The organism is Flavobacterium sp., assembly GCF_036515215.1.
Lineage (GTDB): Bacteria > Bacteroidota > Bacteroidia > Flavobacteriales > Flavobacteriaceae > Flavobacterium.
In genome coordinates this window covers 15,371-35,419 of record NZ_DATBVQ010000118.1, presented here as the reverse complement: position 1 = coordinate 35,419, position 20,049 = coordinate 15,371, and the positions used below count along the sequence as shown (strand labels likewise).

Here is a 20,049-nt window from a genome sequence, read left to right as displayed (position 1 = left end):
AGGGCTGATATGTTTGCAAATCAAATTGCAGCTGAACTTGATTGTTCATATCAGCTCATAGGAAAACGTGGCCGAATTCTAGCGGACAAAGAATTAGTAGAAAGGTCCGAAAATAAAGCAGGCCGAAGAGTTTTTCTTATTACACAAGAAGCGCAAGATCTATATTTTAACGAAGACGGAGAAAAAGATAAATTTGATTTTGACGAGCCAAAGCATAAGGACAAAGCCTAACATGCCCTAAGCAAAATGGCAAACAATTACCCCCCGCTGCCGCACGAATCCTTTCGTGTGGTTCGTTGTTAATAAAATAACCCTATCTCTCGGATATGTCTTATGTACCCTTATGCATCGTGTAGCTACAAAACGTTGCCAATAACACAAAAAAAATGCCGAACATTAATTGGAAATATTGTCAAGAAAATTCTGATTTGATTTTATCAGCAGGTTTGCTAATGTTGATTAAAGCCAAACCGAATAGTTTCGGGACCATTTGCGAAAATTGTTATGGCAATTATTTGATAATAGACAAAAATCACATTTGGAGTTATACGGGAGAAGGCAAAAATCTGTCCAACCGAATAAAACAACACGCAAAAGAAAAAACTTCAACATTTTTTAAGAATTACGTCAAATCAAATAGTTTAGCAAAAAGACTGAAATTAGAGGATTTTGAATTTCGAACAATAAATAACTCAATAGGACGAAAAGAATTTGAGGAATTTACAATAATGAATTACCCAACAAATCTGAATAATTTTCAAAAAGGTAAAAGAAGATTATTTAAGGCAAAAGCTAATGAAAAGTTGTGGAAAGAAGTTCAAGAAAATTATAGGCAAATAATCCAACAAGGAGAAAAGGAGTTTTCCAAAACAAAGCATTTCAGTTGGACTTCAGCCGAGATAAATAATGGAGCTGGAATTTATTGGATTGAGCATAAAAAAGATGGACATATCTATATCGGAGAAAGTTCGGATATTTTTAAAAGACACGCAACTCATTCCGGAAGGACATATTTTTCTGCTGTTCGAAGGAATTTGGGCGAAACTATTTTAGGCTTCAAATTACAAACTATAAATGGACGAAAAAGATATTTTAACGATGATGAAGATTTACAATTAACTAAATATTTGAACTCTTGTACTATCAAAACTATGCCGATTTCATTCGGACGATTTGAACTCGAAGAACATTTAATTAGAAAGCATAAACCAATATTAAATCGGAAAGAGAACGCATAAGTACTTCTGGTAACAAAGTATATAACCTATGGCTTGGTCAGGTTCGTGCCGAGACACGCGACAGCTCATCTACCTAAACTTTAGCGTCAGACAATAGAAGAACTGAACACTGATAAAAAAACAATTCAAATTAGATTGGATTGAATATATCATTTAATAAATATAATAGAAAATGAATTACTCAGTACTTGTATCAATCGGAGCATTTATGCTTTGGATGTTTTCTGGATTTAAACAACAATACAAATACTTTTATGACAGTAAATTTTTATTATCCGCTATAATCGGAGTTATTACTGTTCTGATAGTGTTTTATATCCCCTCTGGCACTCGTTTGTCCGTAACTCTGGTGCTTGCTTGCAGCGAGTACCTCCATAAATTAAAGGATAATTCATAGCGTTTACAACGCGGCTTATATAAACAGAAGTAACTTTAGCCGAGTATACTCTAACTCCGCAAAGTCGAGCTGCTGCGCAAATGTCTCCGCCTTTGCATAGCTAAGTAATCTGTTTATATAAGCCGCGTTGCAAACGCTATATTTTGTTCGTACAAGTAAGTAGGTACTCGTTACAGACGAGCACCAGATTGGAGATCGGAATGCATCCAAACACAGGAGTAAACCATCCATCGAGAGGTTACTAAACATAAAAAGAGGCGCTCCACGGGAGCGCCTCTTTCAACATTATTTTATATTATACTTTATTGTGGCTGTACTACCGTGTTTCCATCAAGAATTACAGCAGTTTGCGCTAAAGCTCTTCCATTAAAAGACGCTCCTGTTTGAAAAGTTATCCCTGTTTTTGACAAGATAATACCTTCAAAATGAGACGTAGTTCCAAAATTAGCTTGACCAGCTACCTGCCAGAAAATGTTTGAAGCTTTGGCTCCACCTTGTAAAATCACTCTTGTTGTAGCACTCATTGCTAGATCACCTGAAATCTGGAAAATCCATACATCATCTGCTGATCCTGAAATGGTTATACTAGATGGTACCGTTACCGTACTAGTCCATTTATAAAGACCTGGAGTTAATATTTTACCACCAATATTTCCTGCTCCCAAATTGAGAAAATTAGGAGAAGGACGTCCTGCTGCATCATTGTAAGCTGTAATCATATTTTCAACCGCCGTAGTAAGATTAGATGAAGTTGGAGAAACCATGTCAGCAGCATATACTTTTCCGGTAACTTGCGCAGCCTTTGCATAACCTGTAAAATCTGTTAAAGATAATCCTGTAATATACGATGTAGCTGCTGGACTTAGTCCTAGATCTCCTGTAATTACAGACGTTGGTACGTTAGTAATCGTCGTTTTTGCAAGAATTACATAATTCCCTGCTGAACCAAGACTAACAGCTTTTAAGCCAACCGCCGCGTTAGCCGTTGTTGTAAATTCCCATTGCTTGTTAGCGCTAAGAGCTATTCCATCTGCACTTTTTACTCCTGTAGTTAGTGTAGCTGTATAAAGTGTATTAGCTGCAAGTACAGTTGCTGGAACAAACTTTGCAGTAGTACCTGAATATGAAACTGTTCCTAATACTGCGATTCCTGCTTGTTTTACTGTAAACGTTGTACTATTAATACTTGATGCATCCATTGCGACGCTAAAGTTTACAGAAACAACTTTATTTCTCGCAACATTTGTATCACTACTTAAGGGACTGGTTAAAGCCACAGTTGGAGTTGGAGCTGGATCCGATTGCGTGGTGTCGTCATTTGAACAAGCCGTAAATAAGACAACCATTGCTATTGCACAAGCTGATAATAAATTTTTAATTTTCATGTTTATATGTATTTGTGAAGTTTGGAAATTATCACATTGCGAAGGTAGGGTTGCTTTATATGTTTGCTGTTACATAACAATATCGTTAAGTTACATAATTCACACCTTCCTTTTATCAGCCTAAAATGGTATCTCTCATCAAAGAATAGCTATCCTATAAACATCTGGGAAATTCATTATCCCTAGATGCAAATTCCGTTTTCTGCAAGCTTACTTTCGATTATTTTCCCTCTGGTTCTCGTTTACAATGAGGACCTGCCTCCGAGCTCCGTAAAGTCTGACTGCTTCGCAAATGTCTCCGACTTTGCGCAGCTGAGTAATATGTTTATATAAGCCGCGTTGCAAACGCTTTATTTTGTTCGTACAAGTAAGTAGCTACTCGTCACAGAAGACCACCAGATCCGTGCGGCATGAAATGTTTGCGGGGAATGACTGTGGTACTTCCCCATCATAGTGATTCAAAGAATTTTGCGATTTGGCTCAAGGCTTTTTGCAAATCATTAGGTAAATCGTCACTTGTATAAGGATGCGATGCACCGAAAACATGATTGGCATCTTCAATAATAGAGACGGCACAATTGGGAAGGTTTTTGACCAAATTTGTTTCTGATACAGGAACCGTTTCGTCTTTTACGCCATGGAGAAATAAAAATTTTCGCTTATCCGATTTCAGTAAGTTTCGGAGATCCAGTTTATCTTTTATTTTCTGCGTATTTTCGACTAGTTGATAATACAGCGGCATTTTTTGATTTGTTCTTCCGTTGACGACAAATTTCACTCCGTTTTCTTTCCATAGTTTATCGTTCCCTTTTCCATAGCGAGCTACTGGATCCAGCACTGCCGCTAAGGTGGCGCAAGAAACAATTTCTGGATGTGACAAAGCATAGGCCAGAGCCGTTGCCCCGCCTTTAGAATGCCCGATGAAAAATAGTTTCTCAAAATCTACGCAATCCGCAAAACTTTCCTTTCTTAGATGGACCAATAAAGTACCGATATCTTCGAGCTCTTTTTCGAAGTTATTAGCTCCAAAAGCTTCCAGATCCACAAAGTCCAAAGGATGCATCGGAGAGGTTCCGTTGTGCGAAAAATTTAATTTCACAAATTGAAACCCCTTTTGCAAAAAGTAATCCGCCATCAAGTTGAATGCGCCCCAATCCTTAAATCCATTGAATCCATGGCAAAACACAATGAGCGGTCGCTTTTGGTTTGCTGTATATTGAATGTCGTAGCCAGCTGATTTGCCTTCGGCGCCAGTGTATGTCCCTTGCTGCTTCATAAGTCGATTCTTTAAAAAATAGAATAATGCCACAAAGATAGAACAATCAACATCTATGATTTTATATTCAACATCGAGAAAACCGATATGCCCGCGAGCTCAATCCTCTCCGGTTCTCGTTTGCAACGAGGACCTACTTACTTTTGAAAAGAGGGTGAAGCGTTTATCTCATTAAAAAAGTATTGTATTGAATACGGTTAAGCCATTTGCAAATGTGGCAGAATTACCATTTTAATTCGTATTTTTGTTTAAACGAAAATACGTGCATTCAAAACTTGCACAACGCCCAGAGTAGCTCGAACATCAGTAGCAGCAAGCTCCGGAAACTAAAAACATTATGGAAAAATATTTGCGTCAATTAATTTCAATTGCATTTGAAGATCAAAAAGAAATCTTTACCGGTTTTCTGATTGACTGGACCGAAGATTGGATATTGCTAAAGAACAATCCCGTTGATTTTATAATTGATGGTTACACGATTTTGAAAAACATAAACGTTAAGTCAATTATTCAAGACGAAGATTATGAGTTCACGGAAAGGGTAATTAAGCTTAAAGGTTTGAAAACAAGTGCCGAAGAAATAATCCCCCTTAACGATTTGCCTTCAATCATAAATTTCCTGGCAATCAAGTATGAGGTTTTCCAAATTGCCAAAAAATCCGACAAAGCAGTTTATCTCGGTAAACTCATTGAAATAAATGAAGAAGAACTCGTAATAGATTTTTTGGGAGCGGAAGGGAAATTTGACGGCGAAATGAGTTTTAAACTAAACAAGATACGAGTTATAGAATTTGATACTGATTATATTAACTCTCTGAAATTAATTATCAACGAAGAAAAGAAAAAGTAAGCGGCTGCTGCCAGTAGTCGTTCGGGATCATTTGCAAATTTAGCGGCATTCCGGTTTATTTGGAAAAAACTGATGGCTCTTGAAAAGCTGCATCGAACGTCATGACTTAATATGGACCTATTTATACTTTATCAAAAAAAAATCCGCCAGTAGCGGATTTTTTAAGTTTATTATGAGCTTTGAATTACTTGGGGTTTAAAATAAGTTTAATTCGTTTGATACTGTCTTCATAATGATATTTCGTTTCGGTATTTAGCGTTTTGCTCTTTGCTACAACCAACGTCGCCTTTAAAACATTCAGTTCACCTCTGACCAAAGATCGAAGGTCAGATTGCGATACGTCATAATAACCATCCGATTTTTCAGATTTTATTTCTTCGTTCATCAAATAGTTCATCCTTTCAATGTAGGCACGTTGCAAATTTCTACGGTATATAAGCACATTCGCGCCCGCAACTGTCTCTTTCCAGATTCCCTTTCTCATGTCACGTAGCAAGTCAAGCGCTTTATAATTATCGGCACCCATTATCTCCGCATCCATAAGTCTGCCAATACGTTCAAAGCTCAAAACATTGTTCAAATGGCGCGCTTGTAGGTTTCTGAACAGTTCCGTGTAACCTGAATAATCTATGTTTTTTAAGGTCGATACATTGACCAGCCAGGTCGGAGCGTTAAACGCATTGTCGTGCAGCCATCGCATGGCTTGCTGCTGCTGCGTCTTCGTAACGATTTCGTATACATTGCCTTTTTGGTTGGGCTTTTGCAGGTTTTCATGCACTCCTCCCACATTGGTCACGACATGACCGACATACCGGCTCCAAACGGCCAACATTTCCTTGTACAATTCATCTAAATCTTCATAATTGTTGGTTACGTCGCTCGTCCACTCCGACAAATGTGCCGCGACGTACTGCAAATTTTTAAGTCCGTATGAACTCGCTGTCATCGAATTGTCACCAATATCTTCCGTTTGAGAAGTCGGGTCAAAACTGCTGCTCTGTTTTCCGTATTTATACATCGGATTGCCCGTTTTCTCCAAAATCCATTTGTCCAATGTGGCCTTCTCCGATTCGGGAGATTTTGAATTTGGAATCAGCCTGTATCCCCAATTAACTGCATAGCGATCGTAATCTCCCATCTGGCGTATAAAGCGAATGTTTTTGTCTCCTGGCTGTGCAATATAATTGAATCGTGCATAATCCATAATACTGGCTGCAATCCCGTTTTTTTGCGTAAACGCACCATCCCTGTAACTTTCTACTTCATAGGCGCAACTGGCTCCCATATTATGCGGAAAACCAAGTGCATGCCCCACTTCATGCGCAATAACCATACGCATCATATTACCCATCTCCTCGTCACTGGTGTGTAATGTTCTGGCGGAAGGATTTGCGGCCCCCGTTTCCAATAAATATCTATTCCTGTACGAACGCAAATGATTGTGGTACCAAATCACGTCACTCTCTATTATCTCACCGGTTCTGGGATCGGTTACACTTGGCCCTACCGCATTACGGGTTGTGCTGGCGACATAGCGAATTACCGAATAACGGATGTCTTCCGGACTAAAATCGGGATCATCTTCTTTAGTTGGTGCGTCCTTGGCGATGATGGCATTTTTAAATCCGGCTCCCTCAAAAGGCTTCTGCCATTCCTCTATTCCCATTTTGATGTATCTGCGCAGTTTTTCAGGAGTAGCGGGATCTAAATAATAAACGATTGGTTTTATAGGTTCCACTAATTCTCCTCGGGCATAGGCTTCGGGGTCTTTGGGTTCCAGTCTCCATCGCCTGATGTAGGTTTTGCTGTCCGATTTTAACTCATCGCTTCCATAATCGTATTGGCTCATTGTAAACCATCCCACTCTTGAATCGGCCAGTCTGGGTTGCATCAGTTTCTCGGGAAGCAAAATCATCGATTGATTCATCTGTATGCTTATCGTTTCCGAGTCTTCAAGGACAGGCGGTTTTGACGCATTATAGGTGAAATCTTGAACCACCTCGATATTCATGGGGAAACTGCGCATCGTGTTGATGAAGCTACGCGAATCGTCTAGCCCTTTCACCTTGTAAGTTTCTCTCATAGCCGCTGACAATCCGCTAATGGATTTAACGTCAGTGCTGTAAAATTTCGTTACATCAATCACGGTGTTGGCGGAATCCCTGCTGAAGGCAACGATATCAAATGCAAACAAGGTGGGTTCGTAATTATTCGATTTGACCGAAATACTTATAGGCAAGCTGTCGTTAGCGATCGATTTATATGATTTCAGCTTTATGAGTATCTTGTCCTGAAAACGTTGCCATACGATTAACTGCTCATTGGTTTCTGAGCCTGCATTCACGTAGCCCCCACCTAAATCAGAAGGAAGTTTTGACAGCCTACTTACCAAAAGCATGTCCTTGTCCAATAAAACATTCGGAATTTCAAAAAAATATTTCTTGTCCACCTTGTGAACCGTAAACAATCCCGAATCAGAAATTGCGTCCTTGGTAATCACCTTGCCGTACTCCTTGATGGTCACTTCCGGTTTTTTTTCCACGGGAGGAGTTACCGCCGCTTCCGTTTTCTTATTTTTTTTTGGGCTTTGACTGTGCAAACTGGGATGTTGGCGCGAGCATTATTGCGGCTACTGCGGTTAAAAGGAGAATTTTATTCACTGACTGGTTTTTTTATGGTTTTCACAATCAAAAATATCTTTTAACAGCTATAAACTGACTGCAGATGACTGGTTTAACTTAATATTAACAATTGTTCAAACGACGAGGATGATACGCAATATAGGCTCGACCGTCCCAATGAATGTGAATATAACGCAACAATAAATGAAATAACATTGCCAAAAACTTTCCATTTAGAGCCAGAGAAGTTGCGACCATTGTTCGGGATTTTCACTTCATGATGAATTAGAATCATTATCTAAATCTGAGATGACAAACTCACAAGCACTATTCGGCACTGTTGTTCCCGGTAATTGGATATGAAAAAATAACGGAGAAATTAAAATAGGGTATAATCCGGATGGTCAGCCAAACAATCTGCAAAATCTATGTAACGAAAAACACATTTAACTGACAGATAAGGAAAAACGCTTCTGACTAATTTATACCTCCAGCAAAATGATTTCAGATAAAAATTTAGCGCGAATTGCAGGCTTTTGCTATTTAATAGTAATAGCTACGGGATTATTTTCCGAAGTTTTCGTTAGACAAGCATTAAGAGTCTCAAACGACGCTTTGACTACCGCTCATAACATTCAAACCAACGAAATGCTTTTCCGTTGGGGTTTTGTTGCTGACCTAATCAACTTTGTAGTGGGTTTGCCGACGATACTGATTATTTATTTTTTATTCAAACGAACAAACAAGCTATTATTGCAACTGGCCTTAGCGTTTGTTATTATCCAAACTGCCATAATCGCAGTAAATCTTCTGAATCAAATTTCACCATTGCTGATATTAAGCAACGATACTTACTTAAATACGTTCCAAGCTGATCAACTTGCAACCCTTTCGCTACTTTCCCTAAATATTCAGACACAAGGCTACGCTATTGGTTTAGTATTCTTTGGATTTTACTGTCTAATCGTAGGTTATGTCATTTTTAAATCAGAATTTCTACCTAAAATATTTGGGATACTTTATGCCATCACGGGTTTGTGTTACTTGGTAAATAGCTTTACGATGTTCCTTTCAAAAGGCTTTGAAAATCCATTGTTTGTACATCTTGCTATCCCGATTTTTATTGGAGAGTTATCGCTATGCCTATGGATGCTCGTAAAAGGTATTGATACCTCTAAAATGAATAATACGGTGCCAAAAGGACGAAACGCACCATTGAATAATATTATATCCGAATAGCCAAAAGGTTTTCAAAAAGTCAGGTTTCCGTAGAAAGGATTGTCTTTTTGCTTAGCTAATCCCATTTCAGGAGGCATCTTTGCCTCTTTTTTTATATTTTAACTTCACTTTCGGTAAAAATGCCTTCCACTCCTTTATGTAACTTTAGGGGGAACGCTTTATGATTGCTTTGCTTTAGACTTCTTTTTGACTAAAAATTTCGTTATATTTGAGTAGCATTGTGTTTGGCTGCGCAGCATAAGCGCGCTATCGCATTTTCAAACGTACAGGCACATCAAAGGCCCCCAGCTGCCACTTTAAACTACCATAAAAAAAGCGCGAATGAATCATTATTCATACCATTCACACACTGCCGATGTCATTATGAAAGTACGTGCAGAATCGTTAAATGAACTGTTTGAAACCGCAATGCGTGGCACAGGCAATTTACTGAAAAATAACTTTTGTAAGCAGACGGCGGCAAGTAGTATTGAAAAAAAAATTGTTGTTCACTCAGTAGACCTTATAGCACTATTAATTGACTTTCTGTCTGAGGTCCTTTTAAATAGCCATATCGATAAGACCATTTACTGCAATCTTAATATAGTCAAGCTAACCGATCGGGAGATTGAAGCTACAATTTCAGGCAGCTCGGTTGAATATTTTGACGAAGATATCAAAGCTGTTACGTATCACGAGGCCGATGTTTTTAAGCAGAAGAACAACCAATGGGAAGCCAGCATAATTTTTGACATTTAAGCACTATGATAGATAAATCGCAATTACAGAAGAAAAGTGATTTCCTATGGGAAATTCCGATGACCACCAGAGCGGATATGCGCGTTCCAGCCCATGTTTATGCTTTACCGGAAATAATTGAAAGTATGTCCGATGACCGTTCGCTCCAACAATTGGTCAATGTGACGACCTTGCCCGGAATTCAGAAGGCCGCAATTGTTATGCCTGATATACATGAAGGGTATGGCTTCCCTATCGGCGGAATTGCGGCAACGCTGTATCCCGATGGTGTAATTTCCCCCGGAGGAATTGGCTATGACATTAACTGCGGAGTACGCCTATTAGTATCCAATTTGGAATATGACGATATCAAGGACAAAGCGGAACAGATTGCCATTGAATTATACAATAAAATACCCTCCGGGGTTGGAAAAGGCGGTGAGATAAAGCTTACCCAAGAAGAAATGGACGAAGTTCTGACCGAAGGCGCAGAATGGGCGGTCCGGAAAAAAATGGGTTTTGCCGAGGATCTGGCGAGCATGGAATCGATGGGAAGACTCAAAGATGCCGATCCTAATGCCGTTTCTGACCATGCAAAAAAAAGAGGGTTTGACCAATTAGGCACCATCGGTTCCGGCAATCATTTTGTAGAAGTTTCCCGGGTGGACGAAATTTTTGACAATTTAACTGCAGAGCGATTCGGGATAAAGAACAATCAAATTGTAATCCTGATTCATACCGGGTCAAGAGGGTTGGGCCATCAGGTAGCCACGGATTATTTAAAGATAATGCTGGATGCAATGCCAAATTATAACATCAAAGTGCCCGATAGAGAGCTGGCTTGTGTACCATTTAGTTCAGCCGAAGGCCAGAATTACTACAAAGCAATGTGCGCTGCCGCCAATTTTGCCTGGTGCAATCGTGAGGTTATCACTTGGGAAATTAGGGAAGCCTGGAAACAACTTTTCCCCAACAAAAATGAACTTCAGCTGTTATATGATGTATCGCACAACATCGCAAAAATTGAAGAGCATGAAATTGACGGAAAACTGCAAAAACTTATTGTACACCGCAAAGGGGCTACCCGCTCATTCGGACCTCGACATGATGAAATCCCGGAACGATTCCAGGAAACCGGCCAACCGGTTATAATACCGGGAAGCATGGGTACGGCATCCTACATTTTGGCGGGCACTTCGCAAAGCATGCTGACCACTTTCGGCTCCAGCTGCCACGGCGCGGGAAGAGCCTTGTCCAGAAGGGCCTCAAAGCGACAGGTTAACGTGGCGCATCTGGAAAAAGAACTCAATGAGAAAGGGATATACGTGCGGGCAGGCTCAAGGACAGGCGTTGCCGAAGAAGCGCCCGAAGCCTATAAGGATATTGATCTGGTAATAGAAACGGTACATCGAGCCAATATTGCCTTAAAAGTAGCCAGATTGCGACCTGTTTCGGTTATTAAAGGGTAAGTTTGGATATTCCTGCATTTGAAGCAACGACTGAAATTTCCGTACAAAAACTGTTTAGCGATACCGTACTTAATACTAATCAATGGGTATCAAACTCGTGTACCATTTCGTTGGTCATAGACGGAAGCATGGAAAACCTCTATGTTTTTGATGCCATTGCGCCACGCTATCAAATTAGCGACCGTATCACCAAACAGAACTTATAGCTTATTCTTTGAATTATTTACGAAGTACATTTTCATCATTCCTCTGTTTTTAACTTCAATTTCACCTCTATAATCGCAGTCAAAAGTATCTTTAATCAGCTTATAGGTGTTTTCCGAAACATTAATCTGTCCCGGCGCTGAATTTGATTCCATCCGAGAAGCGATGTTTACCGAATCTCCCCAAATGTCGTAGGCAAATTTCTTGGTTCCTACCACTCCGGCAACGACCGGGCCAGAATTAATCCCGATACGAATTTCAAAACGGGTGTCTTGCGGCGGATTATCATTTCTGGAGTCCTTAACAAATTTGACAATCTCAAATGCTGCCTGCACAATTTTAACGGCATGGTCTTTTGTCGGAAAAGGCAAGCCTCCCGCACACATATAACAGTCGCCAACAGTCTTAATTTTTTCCAAATTATATTTTTCGATAATTTCATCAAATTTAGAAAAATAATAGTCCACAATCTCAACCAATTTTTCAGGCGAAAGCTTTTCGGCATAATGGGTAAACCCCACGAAATCGGTGAACAAAACGGAAACCGACTCAAATTTTTTGGCCAATACCTTGCCGCTTTTCTTTAACTCATGAGCGGTCTCCACAGGAAGAATATTGAGCAACAAACTGTCTGAGCGATTCTTTTCTTCCTCAATAATAACATTGGTCCTTTTTATGAATTTATAGCGTCGATACATTCCGAAGGCTAGTAAAAAAACAAGCCCCGCCGATACGCCGGACGATATCGCCATAATCTGCCGGTTTCTTTTCCCCTGATTCAGCAAATCTACCTCAGACTGCTTCTTTGAGACCTCGAAATCAGTTCGCAAATCGGCCATTTGCTGAACTGATTTGAGATTGGTGACACTATCCCTGTAAGCGATATGATTCCTATAATATTTAAAAGATTCCTCTGAATTACCCGCTCTTTGATACAGTTCCGAAAGCTTCAGATTTGAGTTGCTGATCTGATCTTTCAATCCGTATCTTTGGGCTAAAATCAGGCTTCTGCGAGCATAGTTGACTGCAATGGCCCATTCATTCTTCTTCAGGTATATGTCTGACATATAGGTCAGATAATCTGAAATCGCATAATAATCCTTCAGTCCCTCCAGCATTACTATGGCGTCGCTTATGTAGGTTTCCGCCAAGGCATTTTTTCCCTGCTCAGCATATACCATTCCTATATTTCCTAAGTTGTAAGCGGTGCCGCTTAAATAATCAGCCTCCTTGAAAATAATGCCAGACTCTTTAAAGTACGCTAATGCCAAGTCGTATTTCTTATCTTTTAAATATTCATCACCCGCGTTCAATAATGCCGATGCCAACCCGATAGGGTTGTCGGTCCTCCTCAGTACGCCGATTGCCATATCATAGTATTCCTGGGCATTTTTGGAGTTCCCCATCACCGAATAGACGTCCGCAATAGAAGAATAAGTAATTCCTCGACCGGCAAAGTATTTTGCTTTTGTTGCTGCATCCTCACTTTTAAAAAAAGCTTCGAGGGATTCATTAAAATCCCCTGAAACCCTTAGCTTAGTCCCTTTTTGAAAATATCCCCTGTGCAGGTACAAATAGTTGTTTTCTGATTTGGAAAGCGCAATAAGCTCTTCGGCATATTTCAATGATAAGTCGAGATTGTTTACCTCATTAAAAGCCAAATTTCGCAGTAATTCCAGTTTTTCGGTATTTCCCAAATTCCCTTCGCGATAAATCTTAACAAGGCTATCCGCTACTTTTTGCTCCTGGGCCAGAATAGTTAATTGGAAAAAAAAGAGAAAAAGGCAGATTTTAAAAGAATATTTGATACAACTCAGTTCCATTATGGATTTATGGCTAGTTTGGGATCTATGCTAAATGCTTTATACGAGGTGCCAGAACTATAAACACTAAAATTTACGGTGTAAATATCTAACTGGTTGACCAAGTTAGGGTCGTTTTTGACATTGGCAGAAGCGTTTCCGGATCTCCCGCCCGATCCACTGATGGTGGCATTGTCGAAAAAATTAACATCATTGGATTTCGATTCATAAACAATACTGTCAATTGCGACAGAATATCCCGGGTCAGCCGAAGCACCCAGCCACTTCACATTATTATTGATAAACACATTGGATTGAAAATCCTCTAAAGTTCCATTTGGAGAACTTCCGGAATTGTCGTCCGATAATCTGCAACAACTATCAACTTCAGTTTGTGATGGCGTATCGATTCCATAAAGATTAGCGGTTTGCACGGTTAATGTGATTACTACAGGCTTTGCCATGATTAATATATTTAAAGGTTAATAAATTCTGAACCGGGGAAAACGATTAAATTAAAAATGGCTGGGGAACCAAAAAACTAAAACGAAATGTAATGACCTAAGTGTAAGGTAAATATACCTCTTATTTTTAAAATAAAGTGGTATATTTATGGGATTTTAATCCAAATTCATCCTTATGATTAGTGACTCTCAACCAATCGACTGGAAAGAAATATTTCATCCAAAAAATATCGTTTTAAATTTAGTGGGAGTGGCTTTCATCACATTGGCACTAAAAGGATTTATGATTCCCAACAAATTCCTAGATGGCGGCATCATAGGCATTTCAATACTTGTGCATGAAATCACGCATTTACCATTCGGAATTCTCGTATTGGGTTTCAACATACCGTTTTTGTTCTTGGGTAAAATGTTGCTGGGCAGAACATTTATGATACAAAGTTTGATGACTTTTCTGTTGATAGCGACAAGCATGACCTTCATCCATATCGATGCCGTGACCACCGATAGACTGTTAATTGCACTTTTCGGCGGTTGCCTCATTGGGATTGGTATGGGTTTATGCATCCGCAGCGGTTCAACCGCTGATGGTGTTGAAATTCTGGCCGTATTAACCACGCGAAAAATTGGGCTTAACGTATCAGAAGTCATTTTTGGCATGAATACTTTGTTGTTTCTGGCGGCAGCTTGGTCCTTTGGGATTGGAACGGCATTATATTCCATAGTCACTTATTTTTCGGCCATAAAATCGCTCGACTATATCTCTCACGGAGTAGAACAATACACTTCCTTGAATATCATATCGGCCAAAAGTGAAGAAATTAAAGCCTTGATAGTAAAAAAATTCGGAAAAGGAATCACCGTAATTAAAGGCGAACGGGGCTATTTACCCGACAACTTCGACCATAAAATAGACTGTGACATCATCGTTACCGTAGTGACACGGCTTGAATTGCTGAGAATCAAAGACGAAATAAGAAGATTAGACCCGGCCGCCTTTATGTATATACAGTATATAAAAGAAGCAAGCGGCGGAATTTTACGAAACAGACTAAAGCATTAATCAGTGAAATAGCTTTGACAAAATGGTAATTACATCACTGACATCCGTCGTCTATTGCCAATTTTCCTAATTTAACGATATCAAAAATATGAAAAACTGGAACGAATTGTACAGTACTGTCATGGAGGATCTAAAAACGCAACTGTCCCCATTTCTCACTTATCACCATTGGCAGCATACAAGACATGTCATGGATAAAGCAGAACAAATTGCTTTACATGAGAATGTGAATCCCGATGAGATACTGCTTATTAAGACTGCGGCATTGTTCCATGATGCCGGATTTATCAATGGCATCAATGTGGGACACGAGGAGGAAAGCATCCGTCTGGCTGAAAGCAAATTACCTGAATTTGGATACACCAAAGAAGAAATTGCCACCATCGCCGGTATGATACGAGCCACCATCCTACCCCAAAAGCCAAAAACCAAATTAGAATGCATCCTTGCGGATGCGGATCTCGAATATTTGGGAACCGATAATTATGAACACATCGCTGATAAACTGTACCTGGAATTGAAACATTACAACCCAAACCTCAGCTTAGACGAATGGAACGAAATACAAATAAATTTTCTTCAAACACACCTTTACCGAACGTCCTATTGCATAGAGAATCGAGCACCGGAAAAAAACAATAATCTTAACCGACTTATTCAAAAGATGAAGAAATTAGAAAAAAGCGAAGCAAGGTCAAGCGCATCGACGAATTCTTCAATGTGATCATCTTTGAATACTTAGAATTACAGCCTATAAACAAACTCCGATACAAATAAAAACTTCGTCAATATAATGGCTTGCGAGTTTAAATGTTACAAATCTTCTTTGGCGAGGTTTTTTTGCAGCGAATATTTGCTCAAAAAAATAGGAATCGCTAGTTTTGGTGACAATCATACATTTGCAACAGATAGTAGCAAATCTACCCAAGATACCTTACTATGAAAAAGACTTTCCTTTTTTCCTTATTATTGATTTCTTATATCAGCCACGCGCAACAAAGTTTAGTTCAATACGTAAAACCAATTATAGGTACCGAGAAAATGGGACATACCTATCCTGGTGCCACGGTTCCTTTTGGAGCGGTACAATTAAGCCCGGAAACAGACACCATCTCCTACGAAGTAAACGGCAAATACAATGGAGAGGTGTACAAATATTGTGCAGGTTACAAGTACGAGGACAAAACTATTGTCGGTTTTAGCCATACCCATTTAAGCGGAACCGGACATTCAGATCTTGGGGATTTTTTAATAATGCCAACCCAAGGGAAATTACAGTTGAACCCGGGAACCGCTTCCAATCCCAAAAGTGGCTACCGCTCAGCTTATTCCCATACGAACGAAGTGGCGGAGGCGGGCTATTATAAAGTAAAATTGGACGATGAAAATATTGTGGCAGAAATGACCGCTACCACCAGAGTGGGAATGCATCAATACACTTTCCCGAAATCGGATGAAAGTCACATTATACTGGATTTGATGGCCGGCATTTACAATTACGACGAAAAAAATGTGTGGACCTATGTGCGTGTGGTCAACGACACTCTGATTACGGGTTACCGCCAAACCAACGGTTGGGCAAGAACGCGAACCGTATATTTTGCGATGTCGTTTTCTAAACCTTTTACCGAGTACGGGCAAAAAAATTACGACAACAAACAGGCCTACAGGGGTTTTTGGGGAAAGTTCGATCAATCCAAAAACTTCCCGGAAATAGCAGGCAAAAAAATAAGAATGTATTTTAACTTTAAAACTGAGGAGGCCGAAAAAATCAAAATCAAATTTGCTTTGTCTTCAGTCAGTCAAGAAAATGCTCTACAAAATATGCGAAGCGAAATCGAGGGTTGGGATTTCGAAAAAGTAAAAGAGCAAGCCCAGGCAACTTGGAACAAGGAATTGAATAAAATTGTCATCTCTGCTCCAGAGGCTACCAAAATCAATTTCTACACTGCCATGTATCATACCTTCATCAACCCAACGGTATATACTGATGCCAATGAACAATACAAGGGGCTCGATCAAGGAACACACCAAGCGGATGGTTTTACCAATTACAGCACCTTTTCCTTGTGGGATACCTTTAGGGCACTGCACCCCTTTTTTAACGTCATACAGCCTTCCCGCAATAATGACATGGTCAAATCGATTATGGCGCATTACGACCAGAGCGCTTTACAGATGTTGCCCATTTGGTCTCATTATTCGAACGATAACTGGTGCATGAGTGGCTATCACAGCGTATCCGTAATTGCGGATGCCATTCTAAAAGGCGTTTATGATGGTGACGAAAACGAGGCCTTGCAAGCATGCATCACGACGGCAAAACACCGCAATTACGAAGGCATAGGTTACTATATGGATTTGGGATACATTCCCGCCGAGAAAAGCGGAGTTTCTGTTTCAAACATACTCGAATATGCCTATGATGATTGGTGCATCGCACAGATCGCCAAAAAGCTAAACCGAATTGATGTATACAATGAATTTATGGAGCGCTCCGGTAATTGGCAAAACAACTTCAACAAAAATACAGGCTTCATGCAGCCGAAAATGGCCGACGGAAGCTTCAAAAAACAATTCGATCCGTTAAGCACCAACGGTCAGGGCTTCATAGAGGGAAATAGCTGGAACTACAGCTTTTTTGTCCCGCAAGATCCTGCCGCTCTAATGGCGAAAATGGGCGGTAAGAAATCGTTTGCTGCGCGACTGGACAACTTGTTTAGCATGCATCTGCCCGATTCTTTCTTTGCCGAAACGGAAGACATCACCCGCGAGGGCATCATTGGCGGTTACGTGCACGGCAACGAGCCGGCGCATCATGTCGCGTATTTCTACAATTGGGCAGACCAAGCTTGGAAAACGCAAGCACAAGTTCGGAAAATCCTCGATATGCAATACAAACCCACTCCTGATGGACTGGGAGGAAACGATGATTGCGGCCAAATGAGCGCCTGGTATATCTTCTCTTCTCTAGGGTTTTACCCTGTGGCCCCAGGCTCAAACGAATACGCCATAGGATCGCCTTTGGTTAGCGACGCTACGCTCAGATTAGAAAATGGAAACCAATTTAAGGTGCATGTCATCAATCAAGCTGCTAAAAACGTTTACGTCCAGAAAGTGATGTTAGACGGAAAAGCAATAACTGATTTTGTGCTGAATCATAAAGCGATCACGGATGGATCCACATTAACTTTCTATATGGGTCCAAAGCCAAAGAAATAGCTGCTCCCTATAATACGTCTCAAAACTAGCCAAACCGTCGTTCAATTGAACCCGGATGGAAAGGCATTTCCCGGTCGCATGATTTGTGAAGAACGAACACCGGCCGGGAATAGTCGCTATGCAAAAGAATTGCCAAATTAGCCAACTAATTCACATGTTATCGCATAATCAACCACTTAAACACCTAAAAAAGAAATCGATTGCGTTCTTTTGTCTCAATGTGGTCGAAATTTTTCATTTATTTTTTAAAAAACAAAAAATTTCACTATTTTTTTTTTAATTTGCGAGTCAATTCAACCTTTTGATTAATGACTTCCATAACCAGACTCTTTGATTTTCCATATTATCAGCAAGATAAATACAATTCCATACCGGATGCCTTAGTAACTAAGCAAGACGGGGTTTGGGTAAAGACTTCAACACAAGAATACATTGCCAAAGCCAATGCCATCTCGAGGGCGCTTTTGAGAATGGGCATTCAGAAAAACGATAAAATTGCCATTATATCCACGAATAATAGAACGGAATGGAATATCATGGACATTGGTGTTTTGCAAATTGGAGCCCAAAATATTCCCATATACCCTACTATTTCTGAGGATGATTACGAATACATCCTGAATCATTCCGAGGCAATCTATTGTTTCGTTTCTGATGTTGAAGTATTGGCGAAAGTAAACTTAATTCGACATAAGGTTCCAAAACTTAAAGAAGTGTATTCTTTCAACAATATTGAAGGTTGCAAAAACTGGAATGAATTACTAATTGCTGGCCTTGACACGAGCAACCAGAATGAGGTTGAAGCACGAAAAAACAACGTTAAACCGGAAGAGCTGGCCACCATCATTTACACTTCGGGGACAACGGGAAAACCTAAAGGAGTGATGCTGTCGCACAAGAATATCGTTTCTGATGTGCTAAACAGCGCCCCTAGAATTCCTTTTGAGGCGGGAAGCAGCAGGGCCTTGAGTTTTCTGCCGATTTGCCACATATTTGAAAGAATGATATTGTACCTATACCAATATTACGGTGTATCGGTCTATTTTGGCGAAGCCATTGATAAAATCAGCGACAATCTTAAAGAAGTGAAACCGACAGTAATAACTGCCGTTCCAAGACTTCTTGAAAAGGTCTATGACAAGATTTATGCAAAAGGCGCCGAATTAACAGGCGTTAAAAAGAATTTGTTCTTTTGGGCGGTTGATCTCGGCTTGCGTTTTGAACCATATGGGGCAAACGGTTTTTGGTATGAATTGCAACTCAAAGTAGCACGGAAGTTGATTTTCAGCAAATGGAAAGAAGGTTTGGGTGGTAACTTGGATTTGATGGTTTCAGGAAGTGCCGCATTGCAACCGCGACTGGCGCGTATTTTTGCCGCTGCCGAAATCCCGGTCATGGAAGGCTACGGTTTGACCGAAACTTCTCCTGTAATATCAGTGAACGACATGAGGAACCATGGTTTCAGGGTAGGAACAGTAGGTAAAGTGATCGACAGCGTAGAAGTGGTAATAGCCGACGACGGCGAAATTCTATGCAAAGGCCCCAACGTTATGATGGGATACTACAAAGACGAGAAATTAACCAGTGAAGTGATCGTAGACGGTTACTTCCACACCGGTGACATAGGCATATTTGACAAGGATGGTTTCTTGAAAATCACCGACCGCAAAAAGGAAATGTTCAAAACTTCGGGAGGAAAATACATCGCACCACAATTGATCGAAAACACGATGAAACAATCCCGTTTCATTGACCAGATCATGGTCATTGGCGATGGAGAAAAAATGCCAGCTGCATTCATTCAGCCCAATTTTGATTTCGTGAGAGAATGGGGAACAATTCACGGCATTGACGTGGGCGTGAGTAATGAGGAAATCATTTCAAACGAAAAAGTAATCGCACGCATTCAGGAAGAAATCGACCTTCTGAACGTGAAATTCGGTCATTGGGAACAAATCAAACGTTTCGAACTGACACCTGATGTTTGGTCAATCGAAGGCGGGCAACTGACTCCAACCTTGAAACTGAAACGAAAAATTGTGATGGAAAAATACATCGATCTGTTCCATAAAATCTATAACTAGCCTATTATCAAATCACTC

Annotated in this window: 15 protein-coding genes; 10 read left to right on the top strand and 5 right to left on the bottom strand. The window is 40.1% G+C overall.

Translation table 11 applies throughout. From position 1 onward, the window contains the following. The coding region (locus tag VIH09_RS08150; protein ID WP_331579741.1) for a hypothetical protein at positions 1–231 on the top strand (231 nt) is incomplete at its 5' end. 284 nt (positions 232–515) lie between these two features. After that, positions 516–1,238 carry a GIY-YIG nuclease family protein gene (locus VIH09_RS08145; RefSeq protein WP_331579739.1) on the top strand — a complete coding sequence of 241 codons (723 nt, stop codon included), beginning with the start codon at positions 516–518 and terminating at the stop codon, positions 1,236–1,238. 699 nt (positions 1,239–1,937) lie between these two features. Here the strand turns inward: VIH09_RS08145 and VIH09_RS08140 are convergent. Further along, positions 1,938–3,020, bottom strand: coding sequence for an ice-binding family protein (locus VIH09_RS08140; protein ID WP_331579737.1), 1,083 nt, complete (start codon positions 3,018–3,020; stop codon positions 1,938–1,940). 448 nt (positions 3,021–3,468) lie between these two features. Next, the gene (locus VIH09_RS08135; RefSeq protein WP_331579736.1) at positions 3,469–4,296 is read right to left on the bottom strand and encodes an alpha/beta hydrolase family protein; all 828 of its coding nucleotides are present in this window, start codon (positions 4,294–4,296) and stop codon (positions 3,469–3,471) included. Between the two features lie 337 nt (positions 4,297–4,633). On the opposite strand from VIH09_RS08135, the gene VIH09_RS08130 reads away from it, so the two are divergent. Continuing rightward, positions 4,634–5,146: a hypothetical protein gene (locus VIH09_RS08130; protein WP_331579735.1), complete on the top strand. Its 513-nt coding sequence runs from the start codon at positions 4,634–4,636 to the stop codon at positions 5,144–5,146. Positions 5,147–5,330: 184 nt separating this feature from the next. Here the strand turns inward: VIH09_RS08130 and VIH09_RS08125 are convergent, their stop codons facing one another. Then, positions 5,331–7,745 carry a zinc-dependent metalloprotease gene (locus tag VIH09_RS08125; protein ID WP_331579733.1) on the bottom strand — a complete coding sequence of 805 codons (2,415 nt, stop codon included), beginning with the start codon at positions 7,743–7,745 and terminating at the stop codon, positions 5,331–5,333. A gap of 520 nt (positions 7,746–8,265) precedes the next feature. Here VIH09_RS08125 and VIH09_RS08120 point away from each other — a divergent pair. The 3 genes from VIH09_RS08120 to VIH09_RS08110 all read left to right on the top strand — a co-directional run bounded on the left by VIH09_RS08120 (position 8,266) and on the right by VIH09_RS08110 (position 11,192). Continuing rightward, positions 8,266–9,006, top strand: a complete 741-nt coding sequence (locus VIH09_RS08120; RefSeq protein WP_331579731.1) for a DUF4386 domain-containing protein — start codon at positions 8,266–8,268, stop codon at positions 9,004–9,006. A 321-nt stretch (positions 9,007–9,327) separates the two neighbouring features. After that, entirely contained in the window at positions 9,328–9,744 is a 417-nt protein-coding gene (locus VIH09_RS08115; RefSeq protein ID WP_331579729.1) for an archease, read from the top strand. A 5-nt stretch (positions 9,745–9,749) separates the two neighbouring features. Continuing rightward, positions 9,750–11,192, top strand: coding sequence for an RtcB family protein (locus tag VIH09_RS08110; RefSeq protein WP_331579727.1), 1,443 nt, complete (start codon positions 9,750–9,752; stop codon positions 11,190–11,192). A gap of 200 nt (positions 11,193–11,392) precedes the next feature. Here the strand turns inward: VIH09_RS08110 and VIH09_RS08105 are convergent, their stop codons facing one another. Continuing rightward, entirely contained in the window at positions 11,393–13,219 is a 1,827-nt protein-coding gene (locus tag VIH09_RS08105) for an adenylate/guanylate cyclase domain-containing protein (protein ID WP_331579725.1), read from the bottom strand. Then, a complete protein-coding gene (locus VIH09_RS08100) occupies positions 13,219–13,662 on the bottom strand; it encodes a hypothetical protein (RefSeq protein WP_331579723.1) in 444 nt (147 codons plus the stop codon). Before VIH09_RS08100 ends, VIH09_RS08105 begins: the two co-directional genes overlap by 1 nt. A gap of 175 nt (positions 13,663–13,837) precedes the next feature. Here VIH09_RS08100 and VIH09_RS08095 point away from each other — a divergent pair, with 175 nt between their 5' ends. The 4 genes from VIH09_RS08095 to VIH09_RS08080 all read left to right on the top strand — a co-directional run bounded on the left by VIH09_RS08095 (position 13,838) and on the right by VIH09_RS08080 (position 20,031). Beyond that, complete coding sequence (locus tag VIH09_RS08095; RefSeq protein ID WP_331579721.1) at positions 13,838–14,725, top strand: YitT family protein; 888 nt, start codon at positions 13,838–13,840, stop codon at positions 14,723–14,725. Between the two features lie 88 nt (positions 14,726–14,813). Beyond that, positions 14,814–15,449, top strand: coding sequence for an HD domain-containing protein (locus VIH09_RS08090; RefSeq protein WP_331579719.1), 636 nt, complete (start codon positions 14,814–14,816; stop codon positions 15,447–15,449). A gap of 215 nt (positions 15,450–15,664) precedes the next feature. Beyond that, the gene (locus tag VIH09_RS08085; protein WP_331579717.1) at positions 15,665–17,947 is read left to right on the top strand and encodes a GH92 family glycosyl hydrolase; all 2,283 of its coding nucleotides are present in this window, start codon (positions 15,665–15,667) and stop codon (positions 17,945–17,947) included. Between the two features lie 308 nt (positions 17,948–18,255). After that, the gene (locus tag VIH09_RS08080; protein ID WP_331579715.1) at positions 18,256–20,031 is read left to right on the top strand and encodes a long-chain fatty acid--CoA ligase; all 1,776 of its coding nucleotides are present in this window, start codon (positions 18,256–18,258) and stop codon (positions 20,029–20,031) included. Positions 20,032–20,049: the final 18 nt, after the last annotated feature.

Coding starts and splice junctions, on each gene's coding strand:
- VIH09_RS08110 (WP_331579727.1), top strand. CDS start 9,750: ATGATAGATAAATCGCAATTACAGAAGAAAAGTGATTTCCTATGGGAA.
- VIH09_RS08115 (WP_331579729.1), top strand. CDS start 9,328: ATGAATCATTATTCATACCATTCACACACTGCCGATGTCATTATGAAA.
- VIH09_RS08085 (WP_331579717.1), top strand. CDS start 15,665: ATGAAAAAGACTTTCCTTTTTTCCTTATTATTGATTTCTTATATCAGC.
- VIH09_RS08120 (WP_331579731.1), top strand. CDS start 8,266: ATGATTTCAGATAAAAATTTAGCGCGAATTGCAGGCTTTTGCTATTTA.
- VIH09_RS08080 (WP_331579715.1), top strand. CDS start 18,256: ATGACTTCCATAACCAGACTCTTTGATTTTCCATATTATCAGCAAGAT.
- VIH09_RS08130 (WP_331579735.1), top strand. CDS start 4,634: ATGGAAAAATATTTGCGTCAATTAATTTCAATTGCATTTGAAGATCAA.
- VIH09_RS08135 (WP_331579736.1), bottom strand. CDS start 4,296: ATGAAGCAGCAAGGGACATACACTGGCGCCGAAGGCAAATCAGCTGGC.
- VIH09_RS08100 (WP_331579723.1), bottom strand. CDS start 13,662: ATGGCAAAGCCTGTAGTAATCACATTAACCGTGCAAACCGCTAATCTT.
- VIH09_RS08140 (WP_331579737.1), bottom strand. CDS start 3,020: ATGAAAATTAAAAATTTATTATCAGCTTGTGCAATAGCAATGGTTGTC.
- VIH09_RS08095 (WP_331579721.1), top strand. CDS start 13,838: ATGATTAGTGACTCTCAACCAATCGACTGGAAAGAAATATTTCATCCA.
- VIH09_RS08090 (WP_331579719.1), top strand. CDS start 14,814: ATGAAAAACTGGAACGAATTGTACAGTACTGTCATGGAGGATCTAAAA.
- VIH09_RS08105 (WP_331579725.1), bottom strand. CDS start 13,219: ATGGAACTGAGTTGTATCAAATATTCTTTTAAAATCTGCCTTTTTCTC.